Below are 21,022 nucleotides of genomic sequence, written 5' to 3'. Positions count from 1 at the left end.
ACAAAAAAAGGACATAGGACAATCATTTGTCTTAGCCCTCAAATATAGATAAACGTCAGAACAGGAAGCAGCTTCTTCAGTGTTCCATTGAAAATTTTGAAGCTGCTATCCATTCTCCTGAGCTCTTTTATTCGTAATCCTTTGGTTCCATCGTAAATAATGGACTAACCGATTCATTTTCATGAATCCGTTTGACTCCTTCACCCATCAATTCTGCACAACTGATAATCGATAGTTTTTCAGGGTGACGCTCTGGACTGGTTAAGACAGAATCAGTAATACAAATATCCTTGATATCGGCAGCGTCTAAGTTTTCTTTCGCTGGAGGTGATAGCAAGCCATGAGAAGCACAAGCAACGACTTCTTTCGCGCCAGCTTTCTTCAATGTTTTTGAGGCATTGGAGAAAACCTCTCCGGTGTTTAAAATGTCGTCTACCATGATACAGCAGCGGCCTTCTACATCACCAATGACATAGCCAGATTCTGGATTGCCTTCTTCCGCGACATCAACGATTGCGATCGCTGTATCTAAATATTCCGCTAAGCTGCGAGCACGCTGAACCCCGCTATTTTTCGGAGAAACAACTACATAATCATCCCCTACCATTCCACGGCGGCGATAATAATGGGCAAACAACGGCATCGTAAACAAATTGTCAACAGGAATATCAAAGAAGCCTTGGACCTGCACAGTGTGTAAATCGAGTGTCAGAACTCTTGTTGCACCTGCATCTGAAAGTAAATTCGCAATCAATTTTGCTGTGATCGGCTCATGCGGTTTAGCTGTTCGATCTTGTCGTGCATAACCATAATAAGGCAATACAACATTGATTGTTTTCGCACTTGCTCGTTTCAATGCATCGATCATGATCAACAATTCCAAATAATAATCATTCACGGGTTCATTAGTCGATTGGATCAGATAAACATCAAACCCTCGGACCGTCTCTTCCAGATTGATAGAGATTTCTCCATCACTGAACTGTTTGACAGTGCTTTTCCCTAATGGCACGCCACAGACATCGGCGATTTTTTCAGCCAATGGTCTGTTCCCATTTAGGCTAAAAATTTTAAATTTTTCGTTACTTTCTTCTGACATGGTGTCCCTCCAAGTATTTTTGTACCATCAGTTTAACATATTTTTAGTTATTTGATGCAGATTTTACTTTTCATTTTGAAAGTCAGAATAAACTCCTTCAGCTTTTTAGGAAATAGATTATTTTCTTTGGGAAACCAATGAAATCGTTCCATTTCCCCACGTTGCAGGAATTACTGCGGCACTCTTTCCCCAATTATCATGAATTTTATAAAATTTTTGCCCATCTGAGGTCTCCATAAACCCATGTACAACGACCCAATGATTTTTGTAGCTGCTGCCAAGTAACTGCAAAAGCCCAATCATGACAGGCTCACCGGCCATGATACGCTTCGTTACTCGCTGCCACGAGCCAGCTGCCGTCCCTCTTGCTCGATAAGGAATCCGATAGCGTCTAAAAAAATGATTCAAGCCCAAAGAAATTTGCAATGGAACGGTTGGAAAATCGATCGGCTGTAACAAGGGCTGCAGTGCATGAATCAATTCTTCGTTTTGGTCGCTGCCTTTTTTTCTCAATCCCTTTGGAATACATCCTTCGTCCAACTGGTCTTGCCAATATGCCAACAGCACACTGCTGGCATAAGTCCCGCATAAGAATCCGCGCGGCGTCTTCCACTCGCGATATGTTTCAAAGCTTTTTAGTTCGATCCATTGATCAATCGGATAGTTCATTTTCTCACCACCTATCATTTACTCTTAAGTTATATCCTAGCTGTAAATCCAGCTTCAGTAAGATTTACAGAACGTTATGTACGCGAAGCAGCAAAAGAAAAAAGTAGCCTTTCCTAGGAGTAGCGCTTCAATTGTTTTATTATAGTATAGATGGAACAATAAATACAAAGGAGCGTAAGTTTTATGGACAAAACAAAAATCAAAGAAGATTTATATGAAGCAGTCAATGGCAAATGGATCAAAGAAGCAGTGATCCCAGCAGATAAACCAGCGACAGGCGGCTTTCAAGACTTGGTTGATGACATCGATGACCTCTTGATGGCTGATACGAAAAAAATGAGCGACGATTCTTCACTCATTCCGAACCACTTGATGAAGGAATATATCGCCTACTTCCAATTAGCCAATGATTACCAAAAACGGGATCAAGATGGCGCGAAACCAATGCTTCCTTTATTGAAGCAAGTGGAAAAACTCAGCTCTCTCGAAGAGCTTAGCCAGCAACTAACTAGCTGGGTACTGGATGGTCTGCCTCTCCCCTTCGGTGTTGATGTCGATGCGGACATGAAGAATACTAAGATCAACGCCCTATTTGCTGGTGCACCTAGTTTGATTTTGCCGGACAAGACCTATTATGAAGCAGAGCATCCACAAGCACCACAGCTTTTAGCGATATTCAAAGAAATGACGATGAAGCTTTTCGCACTTGCAGGCTATGATGCAGATACAGCAGAAAAAATGACAGATGAAGCCCTTCAATATGATAAATTATTGGCCCCTCATGTAAAAAGCGCGGAAGAAAATGCGGATTATAGTAAAATGTACAATCCTGAAAGCGGTGAAGAATTTATCGCTCATAGTCAATACCTAGATCTGAAAACACTGTTGATCGGTTTAGTCGGTGAGGTTCCTGAAAAAATCATCGTGACCGAACCAGTCTTCTTCAACAAGCTGGATGACTTGGTAAATCCTGGTACCTTCCAACAAATGAAGAGCTGGATGCTGGTGATGACAATCAACGCGTTGACTGCCTATTTAAGTGAAGAATTTCGTCAAGTCGGCGGCACATACAGCCGTGCGCTTTCCGGTGCGCCGGAATCACGTCCGCAAGAAAAAGCGGCCTTTTACTTAGCTTCAGGCCGCTTTGACCAAATCGTGGGCGACTATTACGGAAAAAAATATTTTGGCGAACAGGCAAAGAAAGATGTCGAACAAATGGTAAAACGGATGATCGGTATCTATCAAGATCGCTTAAGCAGCAACACATGGCTTAGTGAAGCTACTCGAGAAAAAGCCATCATCAAACTAAATACATTAGGCATCCATGTCGGCTACCCTGAAAAAATTCCGCCAATCTACACACAGTTCAAGGTAACACCAGCAGAAAAAGGCGGCACACTATTAAGCAATGCCCTGCATTTCAGCAAATTAAAACGGAAAGACGATTACGCAAAATGGAACCAGCCTGTTGAACGTGACGAGTGGGAAATGAGCGCAGATACTGTAAACGCGTATTACCATCCGTTCCGTAATATCATTGTTTTCCCAGCAGCAATTCTGCAGGCACCATTTTATAGCTTGGAGCAATCCAGCAGCGAAAACTTTGGCGGGATTGGTGCTGTGATCGCACATGAAATTTCTCACGCATTTGACAACAATGGATCGCTTTTTGATGAATATGGGAATCTAAACAATTGGTGGACAGAGGACGATCAGAAGCATTTCCAAGGATTAGCGGATCAAATGATTGCTGAATTCGATGGGTTAGAAATCGCCGGCGGAAAAGTAAACGGTAAATTAACCGTCTCAGAAAATATCGCCGATGCTGGCGGTCTGAGCTGTGCTTTAGAAGCGGCGAAGAAAGATAAGGATGTCGATCTTGAAGGCTTCTTTATCAATTGGGCAACGATTTGGCGGATGAAAGCGCGACAAGAATACACTCAATTACTCTTGTCGATTGATGTCCACGCACCCAACAAGTTGCGCGCAAATGTCCAGGTTCAAAACCTACCGGACTTCTACCAAACCTTTGACATCCAATCAACGGACCCAATGTACCTAACACCAGAAAAACGGGTAAGTATTTGGTAGAACTAGCTTAAAAAATCAGAGCCATGCCAAGGATAGTTAATAAAAAAACGGATAAATTCTGTTGCTTCCCTTCTATGATTTGTTCATAGGAGAAGTGGCGACACGGAATAAACCCTCACTCTTGTTTTGAGTGCGGGTTCTTGTCGTCCAAAATGAGCATGTATATCTTTTCTAGTGATGATGGAAACTTAGAAGAAATGGTAGTCCCAAAAGACGATCGAAGTAATTGATTGTGCAAAATGATATAAAGCTATATAGCATGATGCTCACACGAAACGCCCTGACTGTGCGAAAGTCAGGGCGTTTGTCTCGTCGTATAAAATTACTGATTATTCGTTGCCTGGTTCCTTAAAAACCCAAAATACGGATATAGTCTCTTTTCTCCGAGATTATTCTAGTTACCTCGACGACATCGCCAACAATTTCATAAAAGATAACATGCTGGCTGACGATATAAAAGCGCATGCCTGTTGCAACATCAATCTTATTTTCTAAGAAATGGTCCAGTAAAGGCGTTGCCTACAGAAATTCAAAAGCTGCATAAATACCATCAAAGAATTTGCTAATGTTGGCTTCATAGGGACCAAGCTCCCGTATATAAAAAACGATCTCAGATAAATCTCGCTCTATTTGTGGTGATAGATAAAGTTTATAGTTTTTCATTCATTCGAGCCTTTAATTGATCCAAAGATATTGCACCTTCATCTTTCAATGCTTGCTTTCCTTTATGTAATTCCTCAAACAGGGTAAGTGTAGCTTTCATCTTCTGATATTCTTCAAAATCGCTCACAACATATTTGGCACGGCCATTCTTGGTCAGAATGACTTCGTGACCTGCTTCGACATTCGCCAGGGTTTGATTATAAGATCGCATACCTGAAACGGGGACAATATTTTCCATGAAATCATCTCCTTGTACTGATAGCTTATCACAATTTACGTAAAATATTCTGAAGCTCACAAACCGATTTTGCCAGTATTGTGTAAAAAAAGCCGAAGAGAAATTGCTCTCTTCGGCTTTTCGTTATGGAATGAAATTGAACAGCTATTCAAAACAGCATAATTTATTAGTTAAAAAGTCAGGGCTCTGTTTATAGACTTCTCTATTATGCTTTTGGTTTCTTTGAGTCGATCGCGTATTGACGTCGTCCGCCTGGTTTTGGTACAAGGTCGCCGATCATATTTCCAAAGCCGCCTTCTACACGTAATTCGTGGCCGTTCGTGTAATCTGAACGTTTGCTGGCTAAATACAATACTGCATTAGCGATATCCTGAACTTCTCCGATGCGGCGGTTCGCAGTCATTCTTCTTCTGCCTTCCTCAACTTCCGCGTCCTCATAGAATTTTGTTGATAATGGAGTTTTAACAAAGCATGGCAATACACAGTTACTGCGTACACCATATTGTCCCCACTCGCCGGCAATCATCTTAGACAGCATGTTCACGCCAGCTTTACTTGGACTATATGCACCAGAATACGTTTCTGGAGCGATCGAAGCGATGGTGGAAATATGAACCATGCGTCCTGATTGCTGCTCGATCATTACACGACCAATCCGTTGTGAGACTAGGAAATAGCCATTCAAGTTCACATCGATCGTTCTCTTCCATTCATCTAAAGCTAAATCTTCCAGTGGGCTGAATGTTAGAATCGCTGCTGTCTGAACCAATACATCGATTCTGCCAAAGTCAGCCTTCACTGTCTTCACTAAAGTATCTACTTGTTCTTCAACAGTAGAATTGCAGGCATAGCCTTTCGCTTTAACGCCATATTTATTCGCTAATTCTTTCGCATAGCTTTCAGCCGCTTCTTCATTTAAATCGACCAAAGCCAAATTTGCTTTTTGTTCAGCAAAATCATTCGCGATCTTACGTCCCATGCCACCTAATGCTCCCGTGATTACAACCACGTCATCTGCTAAATCTAACCATGAATTTTCCATTATTTCCGCTCCTTAAAGGTTTTCTTTCTTTAAATATACTGAATCCCAACAGTGGATACTAATTCTTTTTTTCAATCAATCTATAGTCCTGTTCAATCAATCAGCAATAATCGTTTTGCCAGCTCTTGGCTATAGTCAGGTGCGACGGGGAAAAGCAGAACGATATTCAAAAGGATTGGTGAAAAGTTCAATCCCAGCAGCTCTTTTGCAAAGCTCATCGCCGCGATTTCGCTGAGAGAATGCACACGTGCAGATTTCTTAAAGGGTCCTGCCCGATAGCTCAACTGCTTTTGAGTCGTAAACAATTGCTGCTGATTTTCTATATAATGATACAACTCGTGGGCTAGTAAAATTTCATCCACTCGTTGATCTTTAAGAAAATCCAGCTCAGCTAAAAAAGGGTCCGCCGCTTCCAGCAGGCTTTGATTGATTCGAATACGATTCGGCAATTGAAACTCCGCCAAAACAAAACGAAAATTTTCTGCTTTTAAATTCTCAGAAAAATAATCGATCTCAATCGTTTGCTGCTGACAGTACTCCCGCAAATCTGCCACTGCAAAGTCCCTTGCAGCAGCTTTTCCGCATGCAATCGACTGATTCAGCAATTTTGAGTGCTGGTTCTCAGGTATTTTCTTATACAAAAGATCCTGCGATAATAAATACGCTGCATATTTTTCTTCGCTCAACTCTAATAATTTACTGAAATCCATCGCCAGCACTCCTTTTCATTCGAATATTTTTTCTTAGTTTCCTCAGTCAAACATTTCTAATTGCTATCTAGCTTTCAATCATTAAATATAGCGATTTGCCGCTATAATGATGATCTCATCTGTACCGATAATCTCACTCATCTCAATCTCCATCAGCATCGTCAATTGAGAGAAGTCCGTACTGGAAAAGTCCAGCAGTCGCGGACCGACACAGAAATAATAGTCTGGGCGAATAATCAAATCACTTTGATAATTTGCCATACTTTCCCACAACTGATTGACTACTTCAAAATAACTTTGGATCGTCGTCTTGACTACCTGAGCATGCTCACGCTGGACACGAATAAAGCCTTTTTTATCGACGACTCGGATCGCATTGCCTTTTTTCGTACTTGCTCCATAAATATAAAAATGCTCTGTTGAATCTAACAGATCAATTTGCTCCGCAGGTAAACGAAGATCTTGGATCGCTATCTCTCGAGCTTCTGTCTCACTTGCGGCCGTTTGAAGCTCTGTTGCCTGAGCAGCCGTTGAGCCGGAAGCCCGGGCTGTGATTTTTTGTGTCTGAGGATCGATCTCGATATGGACCTCGACACTGTCTTCTGTTGCACCACTTTCGATCGCCATATCAGTAACTTCCTGTTTAATCGACTGTATATCCTGCTTCGTCGGATTCGGTACGATTCGTTCCACTACATCTTGAACCGCCGCTAAGGCGACACCAATAGAAGAAATAACTTCCGCGTTGTCTGGAATCTTATAATTCAGCTCCATCTGCTCCGCCGCAAATTTGATCAGTGAAGCAACACCCCCACCAACACCAACCAAAGTCATTTGATTTTTTTCCAGCTGATATTTTTTCGCTAATGAACGAATCACCGGGATGATTTTCTCAACTGCCTTGGCTAAAATCTGTTGGGCCACTTCTTCAACCGTCATATTCAAATATTCCGCCAAGGGTGCCATCGCTTTTTTCGCAGAAGCTACTCTACCACAGGAGAAATCCTCCTTTTTTACATACCCCAAAACATTGGCTGCACAAGAATTGGTGATCGTAACCCGCTTACCGCTGGCTAGCTTGATCGCTACATAATCTGCAGGATCGCCCTCTTTCGGTGAAAACAGCTCTAATTGCGGATCAACGATTTCCTCTTCAGGGGTATAAACCGCATATTCAAGTCCAGCAATGTGAGCACTACGAGGTCCAACATCCTTCACACCGCTTTTATTTACACGAATCATGCTACCGCCGGCCACACCGAGAACTCGGACATCCAGCGAACTAACATACGTTTTATGTCCAGAGATTTCTGAATAGTCGATCACGGGACGACCATTCTTGATGACACCTAGATTCGTCGAGGTTCCGCCAACTTCAAAATAGATCCCATTAGATGTTCGTAAATACATCAAAGCACCCATAACACTAGCGGCAGGTCCTGACAGCATCGTTAATACAGGCCGTTTCTTCATTTCTACGACATCCATCAGACCGCCGTCGCCCCGCATGATCATCAATGGAACATCTACTCCAGAAGAGCGGACACTTTCCTCTGTAGAGTTAGCCGTCTCTAACATTTTAGGCAGGATCGACGCATTGATCGTGGCTGTGCGGGTCCGCCGCGACAAGCCATAAAGTTTGGTCATCTCAGAGGCTAGCGTTACTGGCACATTCTTTTGCCGAGCAACCTCTGCGATTTTTTCTTCCAAACCTAAATCATCAACCCCAAATGCGGCTGAGGCAACCAGCACTTCCATCTTTTCTGCTAAGAGCTCATCGATAGTTTTGGAAATCGCTTCTTCCGTTAACTCTTTTTCTGGTATAAAACGAGAAATGATATGAATACTTCGTCCCGTTCCCAAATCAATATCTTTTAAATTTGATTGAATCCGTGCCAACCAGCCTTCAATGCCTGATTTAGCTGTACTAATAATGCCGATTTTAGCGACATCGCCTTCCAATAGCGCATTGGTTGCCTGCGTTGTACTATGAGCAACAAAAACAACTTCATCAGATTCTATGTGATAATCATGTAAACATTTTAAAAAGGAATTGACGACGCCTTCTGCTACTCCCTTTTCACTGTCGTGGGTGGTTTTTACAGAAGATTTTCCAATAATCTCTTGCGTATCATTGTCAATGGCTACAGCTTTGGTATGGGTACCGCCAACGTCAATCCCTATTCGAACTCTTCGTTTCATTAAGAGATTCCCCTTCTTTCCTTCATTTATACTGGGTTATTAAGTAAAAAGTTCGCAATTTCTAAAATCAAAGCTACTACTATCCCTGGTATAAACGTAACTTTCATATAGTCAATTGCATTAATCCGGTTAAAGCTCAATCCCCATGCATTCCAAGATATCGTAATATCAAAATGAGCCATGCCAATCAATACAGAAGCAAATAATGGGTATAAAAATGTCGTCGGATAATTCGTTGTTTGGCTGACTACTGCTAACAGTGCAGCCCCCGATCCAATCAGTGAAAGCGGTCCTTTGAACCATGTAAGTGGAGCCAAGATTCCAAATAGAATACACAAGGCTAATGGCGCTGTTGGAATGATTCCGCCGATGATCTTTTCAAAATAAGGAGCAGCAAAAAATGCAGCATCATTGAACATTGCCAAGGTGATCCAGAAAGCTACCAAAGAAGAGGTGTCTTTGACTCCCTCTGTAAAAATGCGAGAGATTGTTCGACAGACTTCTCTAAAGCTGCCCTTCAGCTCCCCACAAACCGCTAACGCATACATGCTTGACAAAATGAAGCATAGAATTACTGGTAAATCCAAAACAATCACACCTACTACCGGTAAAAATGGCGTGATTAATGATATCCCCGGTGCCTCCACGATTCTATTATCCTTTGTCGCAGCCCAAGCATAGGTCAGACTCTCAACACGCAAATAAATCATCGCTGCAATAGATACCACAATGATCATTACTAGAAACGCCAAGATCCCAAATGGAAAATAATCACTATATGAATATTCTGCTCCTCCATTGGAATTTAAAAAGAAGGCAGAATACTGTGCAAAATTGATGGGATTCAAAAACAATCCAGCTGCTACCGATCCAGTAAAGGAGAAGAAAGCAATCACTTTCGGAATACCAATAGAAAATAGAATCGGCAGAATGATTACCGCAATCGCGATAACAGAACCTGCACCCGTCATAGAAGTGAAAATGAATCCTGTAATCAAGTTCACAATTGCTAAAATAACCGCGGGATTATCGCCGCCTAATTCCACACTCTTGCGAATAATCGTCGAAGCGATTCCAGTATCTAATAATATACGGCCGAAAAAGGCGCCTAAGAAAATATTCATCAATGAAGCCCCGTATTTTTCAGGCGCCGTTTGATAAACCGTTTTCAGCATATCATTGATCGTCATCCCGACAAATGCATCGTTCGGTGAAATCAGATGACCAATAATCGGTAAAACTGTCCAAATGGTGGCCATAATGAAAAAGCCCACCATTAAGTTGTGTCCCTTGATACAAAATACGACCATTCCTATGAAGGAACAGATTAACAATAGCCCAATTATAATATCCATGGGTACCCCCTTTAATTCCTTCGCATCCAGTGTCAGATACAAAATTCAAAAAATTTTAACCCTACAAATCCAAGATATGAAAACAAGGAGGAGACTGATTCTTTCGAATGCAGTTCTACCTCCACAAAAGTTATTTAGTTCTGTTTAGTCCTGTAATTTAGCAAAAGCACTGTAGCCAAAGATTTTCTTATGTTGGATAACTAAGTAAGTCATCATGACAATCGAGATTGCTCCAAACATTAGCAGTAAGCCCATCATAATATATACTGCTTGACCTTCACCAACAGATTTTGTCATATAAGCAACAAAGTAAGGCAAAGCAACACTAGCAACACTCATCCAAGTATAATAAATCCCGGTGTTTCTGCCTTTTCGTCCTGGTGAAAACATTTGGCGGACACTCAAGCCGGCCTGCAACGCACCACCCGCGGCGAAAAAGCCCAAACAAGCGATACTGATGTAGATCACTGTGACATCCTTGATTAATAGAACAGCTACCAGAGGAATGGTTGTGAAGATAGCATCAATAAACAAAACCTTCACTGGATTCCATCTTAGCTTACCCATCATAAATGCCCAGAAAAGAACAGCTAAAATTGAACCGATGGTATAAACAGATGTTAGACTCGCTGCCTGCAACTCAGTCATCCCAACATTACTAAGACCGTAAGCCTTCGTATATTGTTGGCCGCCATACATAATGAACATGCAGACGAAACCGTAGAACATAGTCGTGAAGTTTACTAATTTGTTAGGCTGAACCAGCATTTTCGCTTTCGCCTCATCAATTTCCTTCTGAACTAAATCCTCACTTGATTCAAGTGCTCCTTCTGCACCAGAACCATTTTTAGCTTTTTTACTAGCCTTCATATCATCATCATAAGCAAATGGACAAAGTAGTGACATGATCACACAGACTAGAGCTAACACCCCTGGAAGGATGATACTCATAGTATTTTGACCTGCTTCAGCAAAATTAACGACCATGATAGGGAAAATCACGCCAGCAATCGAAACAAACAGCTTGATCCCTAAAAGAGAGGACGCCGCATATTTAGGTGCAGCCTCTTGCGCTGCTGGATACAGTGCTGCATCCCACATTCCTGAATTAGCGATCCCTACTATGAATGCTGCTACATAAGCAATGTAGACATTCGTTGATAATAGCAGAACAACAAAGAATAAAAAGTAGATAATGGAGCCGCCGACTGCTAAAACTTTTCGTCCAACCTTATCGGAAATCTCCCCGCCGATCCATACAGAGATCAATTTCCCGAAACCGGTAAAAGTGATCGCCATTGAAACAGCGGCTGCTCCTGCAGTAGCATCAGTAAAGCCCCATTTTTCAAAAAAGTACGTAGCATTTTGACTCAAGCTAAGCGTCTGCATACCGTGAGTGAAATACGCCAAATACACAAAAATCAGAGACGGTAAATATTTTTTTCTCATACGATGATTACTCCTAATCGATTATTTAAAATGCCGTTTTATTTTTCCTTTGTCGGAAGAGGCTGCCCTGTAAAAATTTCAAAGGCTGCTTTCCCTTGTCCAAGCAACATACCTTCACCAGTAACTGTTTCACAACCTTGCTCTCTAGCATCCTTGATCAACTGAGTAACTGGAGGATTGTAAACCGCATCTGCCACAACTAAATCTTTATGGAAAATAGTTGGATCGCTGATCGGTGTTCTGGTGGAGCCTTCACCCATTCCAAGCGTTGTTCCATTGACTAAAACATCCGCCTCAGAAACTTTTTGTTTCAATAAGTCAGCATCCGTTAAATCGTGGATCGCCACGGCTAAATCAGGATAGAATTTTTTAATTCGTGCAACGGTCTCTTCACCTTTAACAAAGAAATCATCTTTGATATTGAAAATATCGATTGCTGCTGCTTCTTCGATCGCTAACTGTACTTGGATCGCTGTTGCCGCACCGCCTGTTCCTAAAACGATAAATTTCTTCCCTTTAGGATCGACTCCATGCGCCTTCAGATTATCAACAAAGCCGATACCATCTGTGATATGCCCTGTTAATTTTCCATCCTTATTCTGGAAAGTATTGATCGCGCCAACCATTTGAGCTGCCGGCGATAATTCATCCATGTATTTCGCTGCTTCACCCTTACAAGGCATCGTTACATTGCCTCCAGGCATATTGAATGTTCGAACAGATTGGATCGCTTTTTCCACTTCATCGATCTGAACATCGAACGCTAGATAAACGGCATCGATTCCTAACTGTTCAAACCCATAATTGTACATCGCAGGAGACCCTGAATGCCCAACAGGACTTCCGATCAATCCATATAATTGTGTTTTACCTGATACGCCTTCTAACATAATTTCATCCACCCTTTTTTTAGTCTTCTAATAGTTCTGGCCAAGCTTGCTTGATGACATCGATACTTGTGTCGTAGTTCATTTGTGCTGCCTTTTCGTAGCCCAAACTTAAAATTGGATCAGAGATAACTTCGGTTCCAATCACACGCGGTTTGATTCCGTGTTCTTTGATGGCTTTCAAGAAGCCAACTGTGTCTCCCCAGCCAGTTCCCGGGCACAGACGATCATGCATGGATTCATCACGTAAAATCGTATCTGGATAACGACGCTCTAATACGTCACAGATTTGAACTGAAACAATCTTTTCTGCCGGTACATCCTTCAAATCCTCTGCTAACGTTTCTGCACGTGCCCAATGCCACGTATCTAAAATCAACATCCCATTTTCACAGTCGGCTTCTTTTACGATATTCCACGCACTCGCTAAATCTGGAACACCACTGTAAGGCATAAATTCTAACCCGATCACTAATTCTTTTGCTCGTGCACATAATTCTTTGAAGGCCTGGATGTGAACCTCTGCCGGATATTTTTCCATCAATCCGCAGTTGATATGTCCTACTCCGAATAAACGTGCCATATGATAAACCGTTTGTTCTTTGAATTGCTGTAACAAGGTTTCTGGTGTTTCCTGCGTTTTATTTGGATCTGCCCATAAGGTAATGTATTCAACTTCTGTTACCTTCATGTCATTTTCTGCTAAAATCTCCAGCATGCGTTCATCTGAGTAGCCTTGCTTAATTGCCAGCATATAGGTTTCAGCACGTAAGCCGATGCCATCAAAGCCTGCCGCCTTAGCAATTTTTACACGTTCTTCAAAATCAATTTCCATTCCTAATGTATAAGAGCTGATTGTTAATGGTACTTGTCTCATTCTTTCTCCTCCTAAAATGTATGGCTAAAATCCTTAAAGTTATTTTTTTCACATGCTGGGCTGCAGTCCCTTAATGTACAAAAGCCTTTTTAATTGCGAAAACCGCGGCTTTCATAATGTATCGGCTTTCACAATCAAATCCTGCATTCATTTTAACGTGGGATTTTTCAAAATTCTAATTGGTTTTTCTCGAATAACCTATAGGTAAAACATATAGGTTTTGCTATAATTATTTAAAAGGCCATATAAATAGGAGCGTGCGCATGAATCTACAACATTTAAAATACTTTGATGTCTTAGCCAAAGAGCAGCACTATACCCGATCTAGCAAAATTCTAAACGTTACGCAGCCCAGTTTGAGCAATGCCATCGCCTCGCTTGAAGATGAGCTGGGCATCACCTTGTTCGAAAAAAAAGGCCGAAATGTCGTATTGACTAAACCCGGCATAATTTTTCAAGATTACGTTTCCCGTACTTTAGGAACATTAGATGACGGGATTGAGACTGTGACCAAGATCAGCAAAGGCAGCGGGTTTATCAGCTTCGCCTTTTTACCCGTATTAGGAACGACCTTTGTACCAAAATTAGTCCGAGGATTTCGTGACGCTAACCCAGAGAAAGAAATTCTTTTTGATTTCCATACCTCTTCTGGGGTAACCAGAGAAATAGTGGATGGGATCAAATCTATGCACTACGATATTGGTATCGCTTCCTATCTGCCGGATGAGCCCAGTGTGGAATTTTTGCCGATCGCCAGCCAAGAACTGGTCGTGATCGCGCCCTTGGATCATCCACTAGCCCAGTTTGATCATATTTATTTAGAACAGACTCAGCCATATGAACAAATCGGCTTTAGTAAAAGCAGCGGTCTGCGCAATGTGATCGATGAAGTATTCCAGAACAACAATTGCAGCTACAATATCGTTTATGAAGTCACGGTGGATCAAGTCATCGCCGGGCTTGTCAGCCAGGGCTTTGGTATCGCCGTCGTACCAAATATGTATATCCTGAAGCATCTGCCGCTAAAAACGATTCATTTGAAAAATGTGATGCTCGATCGCTCCTTCTATCTAGTTACGAATAAAGAAGCGTATCTTACACCGGCAGTAATCAATTTTAAGGAATTCGTTCTCGCCCATTCCGATCCAAAAGAAATCGTCTATTAAAAGAAGAAGCAGGACGCTGACAGCCTCCTGCTTCTTCTTTTATTGGTTACCAATCTTCTTTTTGGATCGAACTAATGAATGTTTGACTACTCCCATACAATCATCTCCTAGGATTTCTTTGAAACGACGAACCCCATCTTTCTCAAAAATCGTCAGCTTCGTCAGAATTTCTAATAAGATATATAGTTCATGCCCTGACTTGCTGATGTCCGCGTGCTTAAAAGTTACCAAGTGCTTCTTGCCATTCGCGTCCGAAAAATATGCCTTAAATAAAAAATCAAAGTTCTCTTTATCAGCAAATGCGTCGGCTCTTTGTTTTTCTGAATAATCCCTTGTTGCATAAGTCAATATCTCATCAAACTTATCATAGGTCGGTGCTGCAGCCGCCCGTACATAGGTAGTATCTGGTCGAAATGCTCGAGTCCATTCAGAAAATTCTGATCGCGTTTTAAACAGCCGTGTTCGAACGATCTCCCATTCGCTATAGTCAAAAAAATCGTAGAAATATAAGCAAAAGTCACGCTTTGTATTGTTTGGTTTCCCTTCTAAAAATATTGTGCGAATCAGGTCTTTGCAGATGAAGGAATAATCGTCCATCACCATCGCATTTCTCGCTAAAAGCGCCATTCCATATTCGATCACGACGTCTTCGTTCTTTGTTTCATTGTAATACTGAAGAATTCTCTTTTCTAAAGACTCCCGATTCATTTGAAGTAATTGTCTCTCCTGCAAAGGCTGCATGTTCTTTTTCCCCTCTTTCTAAAAAAATCATACTTGGATGCTTCGTTCCTTAAAAAGTGTCTGCTATTATCGTTTTACAATCAGCAGGGACCACCTCAGTAAACCTTCGAACGCCCTCTTTTTCAAAAATTGGCAGCTTCGTTAAGATCTCTAATAACGTAAAAAGCTTTTTGTTTGGCATATCTACATCCACATTTTTGAATTTTTGCTTATGTTTCTTTCCCTGTTCATCCTTAAACACTGTTTCGAAGGAATCCTCGGAGCTCTCTGTTGTTTTCGCTGTAGGAGCAGACTCTGCTCGCACAAATTTTGTTTCTGGTCGAATCCCGCGAGTATGCTCAGAAAATGCTGCTCGACTTTTGAACAAGCGCTTTCTTACGGCTTCCCATTCCTCATATTCAAAGAAATCGTAGAAATACAAACAATAATCCCGTAATTTATCACTAGGCTCGCTAGTCAAAAAAATTTCCTTGATCAACTCCTTACAGACAGATGAATAATTGTCCATCGTAATCCCATTGAACACTAGAACTGCCAGACTATAGTCTAATACTGCCTCTATATCCTGCGTTTCTAGATAGTATTGATTAATCCTTTTCTCCAGGTTTTTTCGTTTCATTCGAAACAACTGTCTTTCATTTAACGGTTTTACAGTCATATTCGGACCTCTCTTCTTTATAATCTCTCTCGTTCTATAGTACCTCTAAAATACGCAGAAAATTACCCAATTTTTTCGAATATAAAAAAGTTTCTCAATACTTGCAGGAATGAAATTGAAAAGATTGTTTCCTATTTCATTCTGTGCTAGTATTTCTTCGGGGACTCCCCAAAAAATAAATCAGAGTAGGAAATAAAGCGTCAAGTGCTGGAGGGATGGGATGTTGTCCTCTGGACGAAAGACTTAGTCTGCGGTTTTATTTTCGCATTCGCTGCATGAAGATGTAGCAGCTCTATAAGGAGATGCTAGAAATGAAGAAACACCTCGATGCTAGAAGCATCACAACGATGGCGCTATTGATCGCCATGATGGTCACCCTGTCTCGGATTTTAGGAATCGAGACGCAATTTCTCAAAGTCAGCTTTACCTTTATCCCAGAAATCATTATGGGCATGCTGTTTGGACCTTTCTGGACGGGAATAGGCTCGGTCATCGCTGATTTTATTGGTATGTCACTTTTTGCGAAAGCGCCGTTTTTCATTGGTTTTACCATCAACGCCTTTCTTGAAGGAGCGATTTACGGCTACTTCTTTTATAAGAAAGAAATCACTTGGAAAAACTCGATCCAATCGGTACTAGTAACAACGATCCTGATCAACTTGATCCTGACCCCGCTATGGCTGGCAATGATGTACCATGTGCCATTAAACAGCTGGGTAATCTGGGCACCACGTTTGATCAAAACCGTGATTTGGATCCCGATCCAAGCGTTCATTACCTATTTCTTAGGGGGCGTATTACCCTATAAGCAATGGATCGCTCGCTTCAATCGCGCACATTAATTTTTGAGATTTTATTATATTTCTTTGAAAGTAGTTATTTCTTTCACAGTATATATCCCTTTAGAGGCTGTCTTATCCCATAGACAGTCTCTATTTTTGTCGGTTCCGTTTTTCCCAGTTCATGATAGTAAGAGCGGCTTTCCATCATAGATAAAACATTCGCGTTCAATCAGTATAGCGCGATGATATGCGTACAAGAAATAAAAATTTCCCCTTTTTATGTGTCAGCTGTGTTATTTTTCTCAAGCATAATGATGGCTATTCATTTTGGAACGCGCTATGCTATGAAAAATTTAAAATGAAAGCTGGGAGAAAAATGAAAACTTCTGATGTCTTGATTGTCCCTAAGGACCGTTCACTTTACTTTTTCCCTGCCATCTCAGATTTGAGTGTTTGTTCAGGGAAAGAATTACTTGCAGCAAGCAACGATTATTTACGTCACTATTTGAAAAATTTTCAATTAATCATATTTTTAGATTTTGGCTTCGAACCAGAAATGGCGGCAAGAATTCGCCCATTCACAAAAGCGAAGATCGTCTTATTTTTCTGGAACCATTTTAAGTTGGAGCATTATCGTAAGCTGAATGCCGCCCAAAAAGAAGCGGCCATCGATGAAATCTATCACTTTGATCCATTAGAAGCTCGCGATTTAGGCCTAAAGCACAACAGCTCATTTTACACGCAATCCGTTGGTGAAGCATTACATGATACAGACTATGATATCTTCTTTGGAGCCAATGACAATGGTCGTAAACAGCAGGCTATGGAGCTTAAACAGCGCTTTGAGTCGCTTGGCTTATCGACGTTTTATCACATCCTGCCCAAACGAGGGAACGAACAAGATGGCTACCTGCCCTATGAGGATTATCTGAAATTGGTCAAGCGCAGCAAAGGAATCCTAGAAATTTTACGTGCTGGTCAATATGGTGTGACGCTGCGCACCTTTGAGTCGCTCTTCTTACAGAAGAAATTGGTTACAGCCAATGAGATGCTGCCATTTTATCGGCTCTATGACCCAAGGAATGTCTTCATGATCGGACCGAACTTGAGCCAACTAACTGCCTTCTTGAATATTCCGTACCAGCCCGCTGATCAAGAAATGCTGGATTTCTTCGAAGCGAAGAATTGGGTCAAACGCTTCATCGATTACGATCCAAAACTTTTTGAAGAATACGAGTACTATCCTGAATTAATGAAGCATGAAAGTGCACTCTAAAAAACAGCCTCATCAGTAAGCTTACTGACGAGGCTGCTTTAACATACTTTTATTTCTTGTCTATAACGTTTCCAGAACCGTACGCAGCTCAGCAACCGAGACTTGTCCAGGTGCTGATGCTTTTTTCGCTGCCCCAAAGGTAGCTGCCGAACCAAATGTCTTCCCAGAGACGCGGCTCACTACACCGAGCTCACCCATCGACATTGTGATCAATGGCCGATCAGCGTGTTGATGATACATCTCTTGCGTCGCATCCAGTAAGACAATGACGTCATGGGCATTTTGCGGCATAACAGCGATTTTGCAAATATCCGCACCCTTTTCCTGCATCAACTGCAGACGTCGGATGATTTCTTCTTTGCTTGGCGTTTTGTCAAAGTCGTGATTGCACATGATGATTTTCTTACCTGCTTCATGTGCCTTTGCAACAAGCTCACTCACTTCACTTTCTGGCATGAACAGTTCAACATCCAGCAAATCCGGTGCACCATTCTCCAATAGTGTATGATACATCTCAAAATATTTTTGATCCTCTAGTGGACAAACGCCGCCTTCTTTGGCCGTCCGAAAAGTCATCAGCAGTGGTCTGCCCACAGCTGCTTTGACTTCTTTGGAGAATTCAGCTGTTTTGTTAAAATCCAAAATTTCTTCGAAGTGATCGATTCGCCATTCAACGATATCGCAATTGCTTTGAACGGCGATCTCTGCTTCCTGCAAAACATCTGCTCTCGTTTTGCCGACCAATGGTACGATGATCTTTGGCTGTCCTTCTCCAAGTGTTACGTTTTCGATTGTTACAGTCTTCATAGTTTGTCCTCGCGCTTTCTTAAAAATCTACTCTGCGGCCTTCTTCAGCTGATAAATATGCCGCGTAAATAATCTTGATTGTATCATAAGCCAAGTCTAAGTCAGATAGCGGTTGACGATTTTCTGCCACACATTCCGCAAAATCTTGGAATTGCGCTAAATAACCACGCAGGGTTTCTTCAGCGACGAATACTTTATTCCATCCTGTTTTATCTTGCAGCTGTTCCGAAATGTAGACATCCTCTAAATCATCCTGATCTAAGAAGTAAGTAGAAAGATTGTCTGCTGGAGTAATGTTATTCACTAACGCACTATCATTGGTATACACTTCTACGTAGTTTTTCACTCCGCCTAAAGTATTGTCATTAGAAATTGAGATTGCTTTCGTCCCATCTGTAAAGGTGATGACCACTGTCGCAAAATCCTCTGTATCAATTGATTTAGCTGGGAAATAGCGCTTGTCATGCTCATTCAAACTTGGCGCAAGACGTCCTGTTTCAGCAACAACACTTTGAACCTCGATCTTTTCTCCGCGTGCCTTTGCTTCCGCCTGCTTCAAGAACAGCATGCCGCCGATTGGATGACTGCCTAAACGAATCAATGAACCGCCACCTGCCAGCGACCAATGAGCAGATGCTGGTGAAGTAGAAGAACGAATACTTTCCTCACCCTTCATGTACATGATTTTACTCTTCTTCGCTTCGATCATTTCTGCTGAACGTAGAATGTTTGGTGAATAAACATAGTTCTCCGCATACATGAATAAACGATCCGATGCTTCAAATTTTTGACGACATTCATCGATATCTGCTAATAATTTTTTGTACATTTTCGCTTTTGGTACATTCAAACCGATCGGCTCTTCATCGCCTTCTTCTCCAAAGTAGCCAGTCAATGGCTTCTCGCAGATAACATGCTTGTTCGCATCCAATGCTTGGTAACACAAATCTAAGTGCGTCACTGGCGGTGTAATAATATCCACAACATCCACTTCCGGGTCTTCCAAGACTTCCTGATAGCTCGCCGCTACCTGTTCAATGATGTCCCATTTGTCGCATAATTGTTTTGCCCGCTCTTGATCATTGTCGAATACATATTTGATTCGCAAATTCACTCCGCTGACCTTGTTGTACGCGTTCGTATGGAAATTACCGGCAAAGCCTGCCCCAACCAATGCAATCGTTACTGTTTTCATTAATATTATTCCTCCATTTCAATTTATAAAACGTTTTCTTTCTACACTACCAACTATAGAAACTTTCGATTGTGAAAACAATCTCATTTGTAGTTGATATTCATAACAAAAATGTTATACTTCTCTAAAAACGAGGAAATTCTCTATGAATATTCAAAATATTGAGGCCTTTTGCCGATTAGCTGAAGTAGAGCATTACGGAAAAGTAGCCGACGAATTAGGGATCGCTCAGCCATCCTTGAGCCGGATGATTCGCCGGATCGAAGACGAAGTAGGAGTGAATCTATTCAAGCCCAGCGGAAGAAATATCAAGCTGACTAAAATGGGCAGACTTTACTACCAGAAGGTGCGCAAAGGTTTAGACGAGATTCAGTCAGGAGCTGACACGATCAAAAATATCGTAGATCCATATTTTGGTTCCATCGATCTTGGTTTTATCTTCACTTTAGGGCCGGAGATTATTCCACAGTTGCTGAAGCAATTTCGCAGCGATCCAGAACGCTCTAACTACAAATTCAAATTTTGGCAGGGCAACACTCCCCGTCTGCTTGAACACGTAAAACACGAAACCTGCGATTATTCTATTTGTTCATACCTGAACAATGAACCCGAAATTGAGTTCACCCATTTAATGGATCAGCCCTTAGTAGCGATCGTAGCAAAATCACATCCGTATGCAAAAAAAGAACAGGTCTCTCTGGCTGACCTTTCTAAAATACCGATGATTTTATGCCAAGACAAAACCTATTTTATAGAAAATCTTTTCAAAAAAGCCGATCTGCCGTTGAACATCGCCTGCCGCGTAGAGGAGGATCAGGCATTGGCTGGTTTGGTTTCGATTGATTTCGGCGGCGCGATCCTTCCTTACAATAACCTGATGTCCTTTCACGATATCGCCGTGCTCACGTTTAAAGAGCCGTTATACCGCCCCGTTTATTTGGCAAAAAGAAAAGACGCGCAGCTGCCGCCGGGAGCGCAAGTTTTCGAGAATTTTTTGAAGGAAAAGGATTTTACACTGACGATTTAAAAAGAGCTTATGATCGTTTTCATAGACTAACAGAACCTATAAAAAGCATAGAAGTTATCTGTTTACTCGCAGATAACTTCTATGCTTT

General features: G+C 41.6%; 19 protein-coding genes and 1 riboswitch. Of the genes, 5 read left to right on the top strand and 14 right to left on the bottom strand.

Annotated features, from left to right (window positions below):
* Positions 1–127: 127 nt before the first annotated feature.
* Positions 128–1,099, bottom strand: a complete 972-nt coding sequence (locus JZO85_RS20005; RefSeq protein WP_207110281.1) for a ribose-phosphate diphosphokinase — start codon at positions 1,097–1,099, stop codon at positions 128–130.
* A gap of 117 nt (positions 1,100–1,216) precedes the next feature.
* A complete protein-coding gene (locus JZO85_RS20000) occupies positions 1,217–1,768 on the bottom strand; it encodes a hypothetical protein (RefSeq protein ID WP_207110280.1) in 552 nt (183 codons plus the stop codon).
* A 183-nt stretch (positions 1,769–1,951) separates the two neighbouring features.
* Here JZO85_RS20000 and JZO85_RS19995 point away from each other — a divergent pair, with 183 nt between their 5' ends.
* A complete protein-coding gene (locus JZO85_RS19995; protein WP_207110279.1) occupies positions 1,952–3,859 on the top strand; it encodes a M13 family metallopeptidase in 1,908 nt (635 codons plus the stop codon).
* A 649-nt stretch (positions 3,860–4,508) separates the two neighbouring features.
* Here JZO85_RS19995 and JZO85_RS19990 read toward each other — a convergent pair.
* The 8 genes from JZO85_RS19990 to JZO85_RS19955 all read right to left on the bottom strand — a co-directional run bounded on the left by JZO85_RS19990 (position 4,509) and on the right by JZO85_RS19955 (position 13,282).
* Positions 4,509–4,760, bottom strand: a complete 252-nt coding sequence (locus JZO85_RS19990; RefSeq protein ID WP_207110278.1) for a type II toxin-antitoxin system prevent-host-death family antitoxin — start codon at positions 4,758–4,760, stop codon at positions 4,509–4,511.
* Between the two features lie 205 nt (positions 4,761–4,965).
* A complete protein-coding gene (locus JZO85_RS19985; RefSeq protein WP_207110277.1) occupies positions 4,966–5,802 on the bottom strand; it encodes an SDR family NAD(P)-dependent oxidoreductase in 837 nt (278 codons plus the stop codon).
* A gap of 92 nt (positions 5,803–5,894) precedes the next feature.
* Positions 5,895–6,512: a hypothetical protein gene (locus tag JZO85_RS19980; RefSeq protein WP_207110276.1), complete on the bottom strand. Its 618-nt coding sequence runs from the start codon at positions 6,510–6,512 to the stop codon at positions 5,895–5,897.
* 81 nt (positions 6,513–6,593) lie between these two features.
* A complete protein-coding gene (locus JZO85_RS19975; RefSeq protein ID WP_207110275.1) occupies positions 6,594–8,714 on the bottom strand; it encodes a hydantoinase/oxoprolinase family protein in 2,121 nt (706 codons plus the stop codon).
* Between the two features lie 26 nt (positions 8,715–8,740).
* Complete coding sequence (locus tag JZO85_RS19970) at positions 8,741–10,069, bottom strand: citrate transporter (RefSeq protein ID WP_207110274.1); 1,329 nt, start codon at positions 10,067–10,069, stop codon at positions 8,741–8,743.
* Positions 10,070–10,213: 144 nt separating this feature from the next.
* Positions 10,214–11,518 carry an MFS transporter gene (locus JZO85_RS19965; RefSeq protein WP_207110273.1) on the bottom strand — a complete coding sequence of 435 codons (1,305 nt, stop codon included), beginning with the start codon at positions 11,516–11,518 and terminating at the stop codon, positions 10,214–10,216.
* Positions 11,519–11,556: 38 nt separating this feature from the next.
* A complete protein-coding gene (locus tag JZO85_RS19960; protein ID WP_207110272.1) occupies positions 11,557–12,408 on the bottom strand; it encodes a shikimate dehydrogenase in 852 nt (283 codons plus the stop codon).
* 19 nt (positions 12,409–12,427) lie between these two features.
* Positions 12,428–13,282, bottom strand: a complete 855-nt coding sequence (locus JZO85_RS19955; RefSeq protein ID WP_207110271.1) for a sugar phosphate isomerase/epimerase family protein — start codon at positions 13,280–13,282, stop codon at positions 12,428–12,430.
* A 263-nt stretch (positions 13,283–13,545) separates the two neighbouring features.
* On the opposite strand from JZO85_RS19955, the gene JZO85_RS19950 reads away from it, so the two are divergent.
* Positions 13,546–14,448 carry a LysR family transcriptional regulator gene (locus tag JZO85_RS19950; RefSeq protein ID WP_207110270.1) on the top strand — a complete coding sequence of 301 codons (903 nt, stop codon included), beginning with the start codon at positions 13,546–13,548 and terminating at the stop codon, positions 14,446–14,448.
* Between the two features lie 39 nt (positions 14,449–14,487).
* Here JZO85_RS19950 and JZO85_RS19945 read toward each other — a convergent pair whose 3' ends face one another.
* On the bottom strand, positions 14,488–15,189 hold the full coding sequence (locus JZO85_RS19945) for a hypothetical protein (RefSeq protein ID WP_207110269.1): 702 nt from the start codon (positions 15,187–15,189) through the stop codon (positions 14,488–14,490).
* Between the two features lie 49 nt (positions 15,190–15,238).
* A complete protein-coding gene (locus tag JZO85_RS19940) occupies positions 15,239–15,847 on the bottom strand; it encodes a hypothetical protein (protein WP_207110268.1) in 609 nt (202 codons plus the stop codon).
* Positions 15,848–16,026: 179 nt separating this feature from the next.
* Positions 16,027–16,123: riboswitch (THF riboswitch) on the top strand.
* 35 nt (positions 16,124–16,158) lie between these two features.
* On the opposite strand from JZO85_RS19940, the gene JZO85_RS19935 reads away from it, so the two are divergent.
* Positions 16,159–16,689: a folate family ECF transporter S component gene (locus JZO85_RS19935; RefSeq protein ID WP_207110267.1), complete on the top strand. Its 531-nt coding sequence runs from the start codon at positions 16,159–16,161 to the stop codon at positions 16,687–16,689.
* A 316-nt stretch (positions 16,690–17,005) separates the two neighbouring features.
* Complete coding sequence (locus JZO85_RS19930) at positions 17,006–17,905, top strand: WaaS/CpsH family glycosyltransferase (protein WP_207110266.1); 900 nt, start codon at positions 17,006–17,008, stop codon at positions 17,903–17,905.
* Between the two features lie 60 nt (positions 17,906–17,965).
* Here JZO85_RS19930 and aroD read toward each other — a convergent pair whose 3' ends face one another.
* Positions 17,966–18,712, bottom strand: a complete 747-nt coding sequence (gene aroD, locus JZO85_RS19925; protein ID WP_207110265.1) for a type I 3-dehydroquinate dehydratase — start codon at positions 18,710–18,712, stop codon at positions 17,966–17,968.
* A 19-nt stretch (positions 18,713–18,731) separates the two neighbouring features.
* Positions 18,732–19,907 carry a Gfo/Idh/MocA family protein gene (locus JZO85_RS19920; RefSeq protein ID WP_207110264.1) on the bottom strand — a complete coding sequence of 392 codons (1,176 nt, stop codon included), beginning with the start codon at positions 19,905–19,907 and terminating at the stop codon, positions 18,732–18,734.
* Between the two features lie 145 nt (positions 19,908–20,052).
* Between JZO85_RS19920 and JZO85_RS19915 the strand changes: the two genes are divergently transcribed.
* On the top strand, positions 20,053–20,934 hold the full coding sequence (locus tag JZO85_RS19915) for a LysR family transcriptional regulator (protein WP_207110263.1): 882 nt from the start codon (positions 20,053–20,055) through the stop codon (positions 20,932–20,934).
* Positions 20,935–21,022: the final 88 nt, after the last annotated feature.

This window comes from Candidatus Enterococcus murrayae (genome assembly GCF_017315985.1).
In the GTDB taxonomy this organism is placed as follows: domain Bacteria; phylum Bacillota; class Bacilli; order Lactobacillales; family Enterococcaceae; genus Enterococcus_A; species Enterococcus_A murrayae.
This window is presented reverse-complemented; position numbering and strand designations above follow the sequence as displayed.

Bases quoted from the DNA above. Each gene is read 5' to 3' on its own strand.
- JZO85_RS20005 (WP_207110281.1), bottom strand. From the start codon at position 1,099: ATGTCAGAAGAAAGTAACGAAAAATTTAAAATTTTTAGCCTAAATGGG.
- JZO85_RS20000 (WP_207110280.1), bottom strand. From the start codon at position 1,768: ATGAACTATCCGATTGATCAATGGATCGAACTAAAAAGCTTTGAAACA.
- JZO85_RS19995 (WP_207110279.1), top strand. From the start codon at position 1,952: ATGGACAAAACAAAAATCAAAGAAGATTTATATGAAGCAGTCAATGGC.
- JZO85_RS19990 (WP_207110278.1), bottom strand. From the start codon at position 4,760: ATGGAAAATATTGTCCCCGTTTCAGGTATGCGATCTTATAATCAAACC.
- JZO85_RS19985 (WP_207110277.1), bottom strand. From the start codon at position 5,802: ATGGAAAATTCATGGTTAGATTTAGCAGATGACGTGGTTGTAATCACG.
- JZO85_RS19980 (WP_207110276.1), bottom strand. From the start codon at position 6,512: ATGGATTTCAGTAAATTATTAGAGTTGAGCGAAGAAAAATATGCAGCG.
- JZO85_RS19975 (WP_207110275.1), bottom strand. From the start codon at position 8,714: ATGAAACGAAGAGTTCGAATAGGGATTGACGTTGGCGGTACCCATACC.
- JZO85_RS19970 (WP_207110274.1), bottom strand. From the start codon at position 10,069: ATGGATATTATAATTGGGCTATTGTTAATCTGTTCCTTCATAGGAATG.
- JZO85_RS19965 (WP_207110273.1), bottom strand. From the start codon at position 11,518: ATGAGAAAAAAATATTTACCGTCTCTGATTTTTGTGTATTTGGCGTAT.
- JZO85_RS19960 (WP_207110272.1), bottom strand. From the start codon at position 12,408: ATGTTAGAAGGCGTATCAGGTAAAACACAATTATATGGATTGATCGGA.
- JZO85_RS19955 (WP_207110271.1), bottom strand. From the start codon at position 13,282: ATGAGACAAGTACCATTAACAATCAGCTCTTATACATTAGGAATGGAA.
- JZO85_RS19950 (WP_207110270.1), top strand. From the start codon at position 13,546: ATGAATCTACAACATTTAAAATACTTTGATGTCTTAGCCAAAGAGCAG.
- JZO85_RS19945 (WP_207110269.1), bottom strand. From the start codon at position 15,189: ATGCAGCCTTTGCAGGAGAGACAATTACTTCAAATGAATCGGGAGTCT.
- JZO85_RS19940 (WP_207110268.1), bottom strand. From the start codon at position 15,847: ATGACTGTAAAACCGTTAAATGAAAGACAGTTGTTTCGAATGAAACGA.
- JZO85_RS19935 (WP_207110267.1), top strand. From the start codon at position 16,159: ATGAAGAAACACCTCGATGCTAGAAGCATCACAACGATGGCGCTATTG.
- JZO85_RS19930 (WP_207110266.1), top strand. From the start codon at position 17,006: ATGAAAACTTCTGATGTCTTGATTGTCCCTAAGGACCGTTCACTTTAC.
- aroD (WP_207110265.1), bottom strand. From the start codon at position 18,712: ATGAAGACTGTAACAATCGAAAACGTAACACTTGGAGAAGGACAGCCA.
- JZO85_RS19920 (WP_207110264.1), bottom strand. From the start codon at position 19,907: ATGAAAACAGTAACGATTGCATTGGTTGGGGCAGGCTTTGCCGGTAAT.
- JZO85_RS19915 (WP_207110263.1), top strand. From the start codon at position 20,053: ATGAATATTCAAAATATTGAGGCCTTTTGCCGATTAGCTGAAGTAGAG.